Raw genomic sequence first — 11,095 nt, 5'->3', positions numbered from 1 at the left:
TTCTAATACTATCTTGGTCTTTTCTTCGGCACTGAAATTCCGAAACTGTTTCTTAGTCATTCTTACCTCTTAAGTTATTTGGTCTATTCTAACTTATTACCAAGCAAACCTAACTATTTTTTTGTTCAGTTTTTTCAGGCCATTATATTTATAGATATTATTAATAAGACCGAGGATGTTAATACTCTAGATACATATCATCAGCCACTTTTATATAACGCTGCTGAAAAAGGATTTATGAATGCAGTAACATTACTATGCTCCCGAGAGGCTAATGTTAATGCATATAATAATATAATGGAATGGGATAATGTGCTAAATGCAGCATGTAAAAGTGACAATATTGATTTAATAAAATTTTTACTAGATCGAGGTGCTAAGGTTGTAGAAACTCCTGATAATCCAATTCTTATGCACGGTAGTGGTATAATATCTTTATTATATGAAGGTCATGATAATATGGTAAATTTTTATTAGAGAAAGACTGGTCTCCCAACTCTTCAAGTCTAGACGGTTCTCTTGCAGATTTAGCTATACAAATACAAAAACTAGAAATACTCAAATTAGCCCTTGAAAAAGGAGCAAAAATAGACGGAGGCACTTTAAACTTCGCATTAGAACAAGGTGGTGATGACTCTATCCTAACATTACTATTTTCACATCAATATAAAAATAATTCAATTGATAAAGAATTTTGGTCTAATCCACAATTAACAGATTTTTCTAAAATTGTTACTTTTTTAAACAGTAATAACAGCGAGGAAAAGCTTAAACTTAAAAATGAATTATTAAACTCAGAAAAATCACCTCTGTTTCTAGAAATAATATTTTCTAATCCATCTTCTTCATTTAACTTAGATGAAATAATATTACCTTTAAGTATGCAAGCAGTAACAAATGAAGATAACTATGATATAGATTTATCCGGATTAGCAGATTTATTCTATCCTGAAGAAACTTTTTAATGTTCAATAAAAAACCTGTGATAATTAAGAATAAATAATTATTTATTCTTAGAGGCTATCTGTAAATAAACTTTAACCGATAATTTAATTCTTTTCGGCTAGCAATTATAAGATTTTTTTGAAATATAAATAACTACTCCTTCAAAAACCTTATCAATTTTCGCTAAAAAAGCCCTTTAATTACTAATTAAAATTTATTTATAGACGCCTCTAAGAAATTTAATAAATTCATCAATATTGATTTTTATATCGTCTTCTAAATGTTCTTCTGTTGTCTTATCTACATAAAAAGGATAATAATCGCATGACATATAATTTGCCATTCTTTTATAAAAACTTCTGGGGGGGGTTGTGCCGTGATCAATCTCTACTACTTTACATTTCGGAGTCGAAAAAATAAGGTTAGCAAATCCTGATCCGTGCGGTCCAACTATTATTTTTGCTTTATTAAAAAGCTGGGCCTGTTCATACGGAGAGGATAACTCTAGGTATATTACCTTAAAACCGATTTTCTCAATTTTTTCTATTAATTCTTCTTCATTAACTATTTTTCGTGTAGAAGCGTATTTACGAGAAATATATATTTTATCGTATGCTTTACTATTACCTTTAATAAAAATATTTCTTAAATCTTTTTTTAACCATAAAGGTAAAGGCGTATCTTTTACCGGAATAAACGGTACAGATGGAACAATTAGTCTAGTAGCTTGAATTATACAATCACTATTTACCACAAAAAGCTTATCTTCTGGTATATTTAAATAATTTAATACTATTTCTAATGACTTAATTTGCCATGGATATTTTAAATTATTAATATAGATACGATCATATTCAAAATTTGATTCTTTTAATATAATTAATCTAGGCAAAATTTGTAACAGCCAATGATACCAATTTTCAGAACCTGGAGATGAAATTACTGCTAATTTTCCATTAAAATATAAAGGACTTTCTGTATTAATATCTCGTTTTTTATTTAATAAACGATGTTGATCACCTAAACTTGTTTGAGTATTTTGTAGAATATAACCTTCTTGAGTTAAAATTCCACCTTCATTAATTACTGTTCCATTTGGTAGCACTAAAATAAATTGATCAGTATTTTTTTCTTTAAACAGCTTTTTAATTTCTATGTTAGATTTTAATGATTCTATGGAAATAAATTGATGTTTATTCTTTAATGCGTAAGCATTACTAAAATAAAAAGTGAAAATTATGAGTATAAAATATTTCATAAAGAGAAAGAAAGACAATTAAAAATAATTAAAAATTTGTATTGCAAGCTTGGCAGCGACTTACTCTCCCATGCCTTATGACATAGTACCATTAGCGCTATGAGGTTTCACGTTCGAGTTCGGGATGGGATCGTGTGTTTCACTCATGCTATAACCACCAAGCTAGCAATACAAACTTTTAAAAAGATAGATTTGTATTAGTCTGCTGTTAACATTGTTGCATGGCTTTTTCTAGATTTCTACTTTCACAGAAATAACATAGAAAGAGACATGTAACAACATCTTTATTGGTTGATAAAGCTAATTTAACCTGATAACTTTGTGAGTTGATACTTACATGTTTATAGAATTAACACTATATGCATGTGTAATCTCACAGCAAAGTAAATCAATCGAGCTATTAGTATCGGTTAGCTACACGCATTACTGCGCTTCCACACCCGACCTATCAACGTGGTGGTCTTCCACGGCTCTAATGGGGAAGTCTAGTTTTGAGGTGGGTTTCCTGCTTAGATGCATTCAGCGGTTATCCCTTCCGTACTTAGCTACCCAGCTGTGCCATTGGCATGACAACTGGTCCACCAGGGGTACGTCCACCTCGGTCCTCTCGTACTAAAGGCAGATTCTCTCAAACTTCCTACACCCACGGCAGATAGGGACCGAACTGTCTCACGACGTTCTAAACCCAGCTCACGTACCACTTTAATCGGCGAACAGCCGAACCCTTGGGACCTTCTCCAGCCCCAGGATGTGATGAGCCGACATCGAGGTGCCAAACGATTTCGTCGCTATGGACGCTTGGAAATCATCAGCCTGTTATCCCCGGAGTACCTTTTATTCGTTGAGCGATGGCCCTTCCACTCGGGACCACCGGATCACTATGACCGACTTTCGTCTCTGCTCGTCTTGTCAGACTCGCAGTCAGGCTAGCTTATGCCATTGCACTCTAAAAGTTGATTTCCGACCAACCTGAGCTAACCATCGCGCGCCTCCGTTACTCTTTGGGAGGCGACCGCCCCAGTCAAACTACCCACCATGCATTGTCTCGGATCCTGATTCAAGGATCTCGGTTAGATGTCAAGAATCAAAAGGGTGGTATCTCAAAGGTGACTCCACAAAGGCTGACGCCTTCGCTTCATAGTCTCCCACCTATTCTGCACATCTGATTCCTAACACCAGTGCAAAGCTATAGTAAAGGTTCACGGGGTCTTTCCGTCTGACCGCGGGAACTCCGCATCTTCACGGAGAATTCAATTTCGCTGAGTCGATACTGGAGACAGCGGGGAAATCGTTACGCCATTCGTGCGGGTCGGAACTTACCCGACAAGGAATTTCGCTACCTTAGGACCGTCATAGTTACGGCCGCCGTTCACTGGGACTTCAATTCAGAGCTTGCACCCCTCCTTTTAATCTTCCAGCACTGGGCAGGCGTCAGACCCTATACGTCGTCTATTGACTTTGCAGAGCCCTGTGTTTTTAATAAACAGTCGCTACCCCCTAGCTTGTGCCACCTGCAAATGGTTGCCCATATACAGGTCATCTTTCTTCCGAAGTTACAGATGCAATTTGCCTAGTTCCTTCAGCATCGTTCTCTCAAGCGCCTTGGTATACTCTACCTGTCCACCTGTGTCGGTTTCGGGTACGGTCTATAATGAAGGTGTTATTTCCTGGAAAATATTCGCTGCACAATCAATCCAATAAGATTGTACAACTTACTACTTTCGTCACATCCTTCAGGTTCAGGAATATTAACCTGATTCCCATCGATTACGCCTTTCAGCCTCACCTTAGGGGCCGACTAACCTTGCGCAGATTAACTTTACGCAAGAACCCTTGGACTTTCGGCGAGAATGTTTCTCACATTCTTTATCGCTACTTATGTCAGCATTCTCACTTCCGATACCTCCAGCAAACCTTGCGGTTCACCTTCACAGGCTTACGGAACGCTCCGCTACCACTCACGCTTAGCGTGAATCCGCATCTTCGGTACATGACTTGAGCCCCGTTACATTGTTGGCGCAAGAAAACTTATTTAGACTAGTGAGCTATTACGCTTTCTTTAAATGATGGCTGCTTCTAAGCCAACATCCTAGTTGTTTTGGTCTTCTCACATCCTTTAACACTTAGTCATGATTTAGGGACCTTAGATGGCGGTCTGGGCTTTTTCCCTCTCGACTATGGACCTTAGCACCCATAGTCTGTCTGCTATGCTGTACTCGTCGACATTCGGAGTTTGATTGAGTTTGGTAAGTCTGTGGGACCCCCTAGCTCATTCAGTGCTCTACCTTCGACGGTAATCGCTATAACGCTCTACCTAAATAGATTTCGCGGAGAACCAGCTATATCCGAGTTTGATTGGCCTTTCACCCCTAACCACAGCTCATCCCCTACTTTTTCAACAGTAGTGGGTTCGGTCCTTCAGCGGATTTTACTCCGCTTTCAACCTGGCCATGGCTAGATCACCCGGTTTCGGGTCTAATTCATCTAACTAAAACGTCCTATTCAGACTCGCTTTCGCTACGCCTACACCTAACGGCTTAAGCTTGCTAGATAAACTAAGTCGCTGACCCATTATACAACAGGTACGCCGTCACAAGACATATAAATACGCTTGCTCCGACTGCTTGTAAGCATTTGGTTTCAGATACTATTTCACTCCCCTTGTCGGGGTACTTTTCACCTTTCCCTCACGGTACTTGTTCACTATCGGTCACTAGAGAGTACTTAGGCTTAGAGGGTGGTCCCCCTATGTTCAAACAGGATTTCACGTGTCCCGCCTTACTCAAGGACTTTAAACTTTTTACCTATACGGGACTATCACCCTCTATGGTCAACCTTTCCATGTTGTTTTAGTTATTTTTTTGAAGCCACTGGCCTGGTCCGCGTTCGCTCGTCACTACTAACGGAGTCTCGGTTGATGTCCTTTCCTCCAGCTACTTAGATATTTCAGTTCGCTGGGTTTGCCTCATATAGCTATGTATTCACTATACAATACCTAATAAATTAGGTAGGTTGCCCCATTCGGAAATCTTCGGATCAAAGTTCATTCGCAACTCCCCGAAGCTTATCGTAGCGTATTACGTCCTTCATCGCCTTCTAGTGCCAAGGCATTCACCAAATGCTATTATTATATTTACTAACGCTTTTAACTTGAGATTACACGATGCATACAGAATTAATTTCACAATTATTTTCAGTATCTACTCACGATATAAATTTTTATTATCGCGGTGTATTTAGTTTTTAGCTTTATCAACTTTTTAAACAGCTACAAAGTTTTACGTTTCAAACTTTGTGTGATGATTTTATATCTATATTTTTAAAGCTTGTCAAACACTAATTTCAAATAATTTTAATTTTATTTTTTATGAAGGGGTCTAAAGTTATTTTAACCTCTTTTTAGAGTGGGCTTTGCCGGCTTTTTGTTAAGGTTTGCAGTACCTAATTTTGTATCTACCTTGCCACCTAAATCTTCAAAAAAGAACCTGCCTTTTTGTAAAACATGATTTACTTCTTTCATTTCTCCCTCTCTGTTTATCAAACCGTTTTGAGTTTTAACAAACAATAATTTACCGTCTTTTCTAAAGACTAGATTTTCATCAATTTCAAAATCTTTAGTTATACTTAAATTACCGTTCTTATCAAATTTACCTAAAACATTTTTCTGTAAATCAGCAAATTCAGCATGAGCGTATAATTTTGAAATTTCTTTTATTTGCTTTGAATCGTTTATATGTTCTCCGACTTTGTTAATAAAGCCGCTAATTTCATATTGAGATGTTTTACCATGTGGAGTTTTTTTACAAGGAATTGAGTTTCCGTAAGTAGCTTAGTTTGATCTTCTACTTCATCATCTACTATATTAATTACTTTCCTTTTTACAGAATAAATATCACTGCTTCTTTCAAACTTTTCTATAAATTCTTTAATATCCGGATTATCATTAAATCTAACTTTTAATGTTTTATCTGTGTGTCCCATACTAACCTCACTTAAAGTTATACAGCAAAAAGCATTATGGCATTGATACTATAGTGAACTTAACGGAACGTATATTAATACGTGAGTATAAGCTAATCTTGCAAAATTTAGTATCAAGAGCTTAATGGCTGAAGCTGTACAACTAACAGTAATAGTTTTTATTATTATTTTCTATTATTTTAATATTACCCCCATTAAAATATTTGTACCACGCAAGAACTCGGAAATAGGTAAAGCTCGTTTTCCTTCTTGCTGCAAAACTTTAACTCGTAATATACCATTTCCGCAAGCTATTTCTAACTTATCACTAATAACGGTACCCGGAGTAAAGTCATGAGATTTATTAACATATTCTGCTTCAATAATTTTAATTATTTTATCGTTATAACTAAAATACACTCCCGGCCAAGGATTCATTCCCTTTATTTTACAATCAATAGAATAAGCGGAATCCTGCCAATTAATTCTCCCTTCTTCTTTAGTTAGCTTATGAGCATACGTAACACCCTCACTTGACTGCTTCATCGGTACTATATTATCGATATTTGCAAGTGTTTTAATTAATAACTCCGCTCCGAGATTTGCACATTTATTGTGTAATTCTTCCAATGTTGTTCTTTCTTCTAAATCAAAATCTTCTTTCATCAATATATCGCCTGTATCAAGTCCTGCATCCATACGCATAATACATACGCTACTTCTCTGGTCACCCTCAATAATAGTACGCTGCAAAGGAGCCGCTCCTCTATGACGAGGCAAATCGGACGGATGGATATTAAGACAACCATATTTTTTAGCATCTAATATAGCTTTCGGTACAATAAAACCATATGCAATAACAACTATAATATCAGCATTAATTTTATTAATTAGGTTTATTGTTTCATCATTACGAAGAGTAGAAGGAGTATAAACAGGAATTTGATACTCAAAGGCTAATTGATGTATGGGGGATTTAGCTAAGTTAAGTCCTCTGCCCTTAGCTTTAGGTCGCTGTGTAAAAACAGCCATAACTTCGTGATGAGTTATAAGTTTTTTAAGAGCGGGAACTGCAAATTCAGGCGTTCCCATAAAGATTACTTTCACACTATATTGTTTTTAAGTTTCTTGAGCTTACGAAGTGCTACATCTCGTTTTAGACTACTTAAATAATCAATCATGAGCTTACCTTCTAAATGATCATACTCATGCTGGATAACTCTTGCAAGCCAATCATTTGCCTCAAGCTCCTGCGATTTACCACGATAGTCTAAATACCTAATCTTTATAGATTCCGGTCTTGCTACATCAACACGTTGCTCCGGTAATGAAATACAGCCCTCATTAGCTATAACTAGCTCATCTGATTTTTCTATTATTTCAGGATTTACTATAAATAGAGGATAGAAATCTTTTGGTCTTTCTACCTTATCATGATCCTTTATATCAACTATTAAAATACGTTTTAACACCCCTACTTGTACCGCTGCAAGACCTCCACCATCCTCATGGTACATAGTTTTAACCATATCATCCATAAATTTCCGTGTTTGGTCGGTAACTTCTAAAAGCGACTGAGATTTCTGTTTTAACCTTCCATCCGGTGCCGTTACTATCGGTAATATTGACATAATTAAATCTTAATGTTTCATTTTAATATACCATAAAAACGCCTGAATGTAAAGAAAGCAACTTTGAATAAAAAACACAATAGTTGCATAATAAACTCACCTAATAATAATAATTTATTGAGTTAATGATATTTAGTAAAAATAATGGCAAATATCAGATAACATGTTAATAAATAAGGCTTGCATAAAATTAAGGAGGAATAATAATGCATTGGGGTGATATTGAAGAAATTGCCGCACAACTCGAAGAGCATTGTAGCGATCAGTATAACGAAAAAAAAATTTCATTATCAAAATTAGAAAAACTAGTTAGGGATTTAAAAGACTTTGAAGATGAAGATAAAAAAGTCGGAGAAGTTACGTTAGAAGAAATTCTAGATAAATGGGAAGAAATACACGAAGAAATGAGAGAAATTGATTAAGTAGTTATTTTCAGGCATTGATAGTAAAAGAGGTTGAATTATATACAATTTATACATTATCTTTTAATTTTTTAAAAACATACCTCATACCGTAAATAGGTTAGCTATTCGCCGACATTCGCTATGCCTTTAAAAAAATAAAATCTTCCCTATAGATAATACATAATTCAACTTCTTTTACTATATAAATTAACTTTATAAAAATATATTATAAATAACAATAATATAGCAACTGCCTGAAAAAAAACTCTCAAAGTCATTAACTTTGAACTAAATTTCTTATCAAACTTTCCTCCGATAGCCATCGACACTACCCCTATAACAAGAACCGCAACAGTTAAACCAATCGCAATTAATAACCATATCATAATTATTACTTAAATATATTAATTTCCTACACAAAGATTGTGACCTTGCCGGCGTGAATACTAAATCGTCATTGCGAGGAGCCGTAGGCGACGCGGCAATCTCAGGACTTTGGCACGAGATTGCTTCGTCAAAATTTTCAATTTTTCCTCGCAATGACGACTTTGGTATCCACCTAACAACTACTACACCTCTTCAGGCTGATCTAAATTCTCTTCCTCTAATTCACTATCCTCTTCGCCTTCAGCACTTTCAGCAATGAGAGAAACAGATACGACTTTTTCACCGTCATCTAGTTTAAACAGAATTACACCGCTAGTGTTACGTCCCGTAATACGCACGGTCTCAAGTTTACAGCGAATTAACTTACCGCTATTGGTGATCAGCATTAACTCATTATCCATTTTAACCGGCATAACACCGACGACTAAACCGGTTTTATCGTTAATATCCATATTAATTACACCGCTACCGCCTCTATCGGTAATTCTATAACCATATGCCGAGCTTCTTTTACCAAAACCATTCTCTGTAACTGTTAGGATAAATTCTTCGGAATTTGCCATTTCTAAAATAGAATCTGTAGTCAAATTTACGCCTAACTCTTCAGGATTAAACGTCTCACCTTTAGCAATCTCAAGCCTCTGCTCCCACGGCACTGACAAATAAGCGTCTCTATCTTCTTTTGTACTCTTGATACCTTTAAGCACAGTCATAGAAATCACGAAATCATCTTTGGCAAGTCTCATACCACGTACACCATCGGAAGTACGACTTTTAATAACACGAAGTGACTCAACAGGGAATCTTAAAGCTTTACCGGCTTTGGTGGCAAGTAAAATATGCTCGTCTTCCTTACATGGTTTTACGTCAATTAATTTATCATCCTCATCAAGTCTAATAGCAATCTTCCCATTTGATTGAATCTTTTTGAAATCTAATAAATCACTTCTTCTAATATTACCTTTAGCAGTCGCAAACATAATATTTAAATTATCCCACTCGTCCTGATTTTCAGGTAACGGCATGATATTTGTAATATGTTCATTTTCTTTCAGCGGCAATATATTAACCATCGGTCTACCCTTACCTTGTGGATTGCTTAAAGGTAATTTATACAGTTTTAAACTATAAACCTGACCGATATTTGAGAAGAACAACATTGGGGTATGAGTGCTGCCGACAAAAACTTGCGTGGTAATATCCTCATCACGCATTGAAAGTCCTGATCTACCTTTACCGCCACGTCTTTGTGCACGATAGCTACTTAGAGGTACTCGTTTTATATACCCACCAAGCGTTACGGTTACTACCATTTCTTCACGCTGAATTAGATCCTCTATATCTTGATCAAATTCGCCAAATTCAATTGAAGTAAGGCGATCCGTGGCAAATTCTTCTTTAACTTTAATTAGCTCTTCTTTTAAAATCTCAAGTAAACGTTCACGTGAACCGAGTATATTAAGATATTCGGCAATTTCCGTAGCAAGATTCTTTAAATCATCTTCAAGCTTGTTTTTTTCCATAGCGGTTAGACGTTGCAGTCTCATCTCTAAGATGGCCTTAGCTTGCACTTCGGTAAAGCTACATTTGCCATGCTCATTTAACATTGCTTTATCATCAACCAGCTTTACAAGAGGCAAAATATTTAACGCATCCCAGCTGCGTGCCATTAATTCTTGTTTAGCGGCACTCGGATCAGCCGAGGCTTTTATAATGCGGATTATTTCATCAATATTACTAACGGCAATAGTTAGCCCTAGTAAAATATGAGCTCTGTCTCTTGCTTTATTTAGCAAATATATAGTACGGTTAGTAATTACTACTTCCCTAAAACTAACAAAAGCAGCAATTACTTCTTTTAAATTCATAACTTTCGGTAGCCCGTCTTTAAGAGCAAGCATAATAACACCGAAGCTAGTTTGTAGCTGCGTACAGGCATATATTTGGTTTAGGACTACTTCAGCAACTACGTCTTTCTTTAACTCAATAAAAATCCTTACGCCCTTTTTATTTGATTCGTCACGTAAATCACTTATACCTTCTACACGTTTTTCCTTAACCATTTCAGCGATTTTCTCAACGAGCCTTGCTTTATTTACCATATACGGTATTTCGGTAATAATAATTGCCTGACGCCCGCTACCGATAGTTTCGATCTCAGCCCGACCTCGCATAATGATACTACCTCTACCGGTGAGATATGCCGATTTAATACCGTTAGTACCTAAAATCATTCCACTTGTAGGAAAATCAGGTCCCTTAACAACTTCAAGCAGGTCTAATATTTCTATATCGTTATTATCTACATATAAACAACAAGCATCGATAACTTCTCCAAGATTATGAGGGGGGATATTAGTTGCCATACCAACAGCAATACCACCGCTACCGTTAACCAATAAATTTGGGAACATCGCAGGAAGTACCGTCGGCTCTTCCTCTGAACCGTCGTAGTTTGGATTAAAGCTGACTGTCTCTTTATCAATATCCTCTATAAGTTTATGCGAAAC

Annotated in this window: 9 protein-coding genes, 2 rRNA genes and 1 pseudogene; 2 read left to right on the top strand and 10 right to left on the bottom strand. The window is 36.3% G+C overall.

All coding sequences use genetic code 11. The features are described 5' to 3' along the window. Positions 1 to 78: 78 nt before the first annotated feature. Positions 79 to 477 (top strand): ankyrin repeat domain-containing protein, encoded by a 399-nt coding sequence (locus AC1Z7D_RS03925; protein ID WP_482602155.1) that lies wholly within the window; start codon positions 79 to 81, stop codon positions 475 to 477. Positions 478 to 1,159: 682 nt separating this feature from the next. Here the strand turns inward: AC1Z7D_RS03925 and AC1Z7D_RS03920 are convergent. From AC1Z7D_RS03920 to def, 7 genes are all read right to left on the bottom strand, one after another. Further along, on the bottom strand, positions 1,160 to 2,203 hold the full coding sequence (locus AC1Z7D_RS03920) for a glycosyltransferase family 61 protein (protein WP_482602153.1): 1,044 nt from the start codon (positions 2,201 to 2,203) through the stop codon (positions 1,160 to 1,162). 47 nt (positions 2,204 to 2,250) lie between these two features. Continuing rightward, positions 2,251 to 2,365, bottom strand: a 5S ribosomal RNA gene (gene rrf, locus AC1Z7D_RS03915). A gap of 218 nt (positions 2,366 to 2,583) precedes the next feature. Further along, positions 2,584 to 5,341: ribosomal RNA gene (locus tag AC1Z7D_RS03910) — 23S ribosomal RNA — on the bottom strand. Between the two features lie 250 nt (positions 5,342 to 5,591). Beyond that, positions 5,592 to 6,014 carry a hypothetical protein gene (locus tag AC1Z7D_RS03905; protein ID WP_482602157.1) on the bottom strand — a complete coding sequence of 141 codons (423 nt, stop codon included), beginning with the start codon at positions 6,012 to 6,014 and terminating at the stop codon, positions 5,592 to 5,594. Beyond that, positions 5,933 to 6,184, bottom strand: a complete 252-nt coding sequence (locus AC1Z7D_RS03900) for a hypothetical protein (RefSeq protein ID WP_482602151.1) — start codon at positions 6,182 to 6,184, stop codon at positions 5,933 to 5,935. Before AC1Z7D_RS03900 ends, AC1Z7D_RS03905 begins: the two co-directional genes overlap by 82 nt. A gap of 174 nt (positions 6,185 to 6,358) precedes the next feature. Further along, complete coding sequence (gene fmt, locus AC1Z7D_RS03895) at positions 6,359 to 7,270, bottom strand: methionyl-tRNA formyltransferase (protein WP_482602149.1); 912 nt, start codon at positions 7,268 to 7,270, stop codon at positions 6,359 to 6,361. Next, positions 7,267 to 7,794 carry a peptide deformylase gene (gene def, locus AC1Z7D_RS03890; protein ID WP_482602147.1) on the bottom strand — a complete coding sequence of 176 codons (528 nt, stop codon included), beginning with the start codon at positions 7,792 to 7,794 and terminating at the stop codon, positions 7,267 to 7,269. Before def ends, fmt begins: the two co-directional genes overlap by 4 nt. 206 nt (positions 7,795 to 8,000) lie before the next feature. Between def and iscX the strand changes: the two genes are divergently transcribed. Then, positions 8,001 to 8,216, top strand: a complete 216-nt coding sequence (iscX, locus tag AC1Z7D_RS03885) for a Fe-S cluster assembly protein IscX (protein ID WP_341787016.1) — start codon at positions 8,001 to 8,003, stop codon at positions 8,214 to 8,216. 167 nt (positions 8,217 to 8,383) lie between these two features. On the opposite strand, the gene AC1Z7D_RS03880 is transcribed toward iscX, so the two are convergent. The 3 genes and pseudogenes from AC1Z7D_RS03880 to gyrA all read right to left on the bottom strand — a co-directional run. Beyond that, complete coding sequence (locus AC1Z7D_RS03880; protein WP_482602144.1) at positions 8,384 to 8,584, bottom strand: twin transmembrane helix small protein; 201 nt, start codon at positions 8,582 to 8,584, stop codon at positions 8,384 to 8,386. 63 nt (positions 8,585 to 8,647) lie between these two features. Next, positions 8,648 to 8,764 (bottom strand): annotated as a pseudogene (locus AC1Z7D_RS03875) (zinc ABC transporter substrate-binding protein); the annotation flags it as partial. A gap of 3 nt (positions 8,765 to 8,767) precedes the next feature. Continuing rightward, positions 8,768 to 11,095: DNA topoisomerase (ATP-hydrolyzing) subunit A (gene gyrA, locus AC1Z7D_RS03870; RefSeq protein ID WP_482602142.1), on the bottom strand; the 2,328-nt coding region annotated here is incomplete at its 5' end.

It is taken from the genome of Rickettsia sp. (assembly GCF_965035265.1).
Note: the sequence above shows the minus strand (reverse complement) of the source record. Positions and strands in the feature narration are given on the sequence as shown.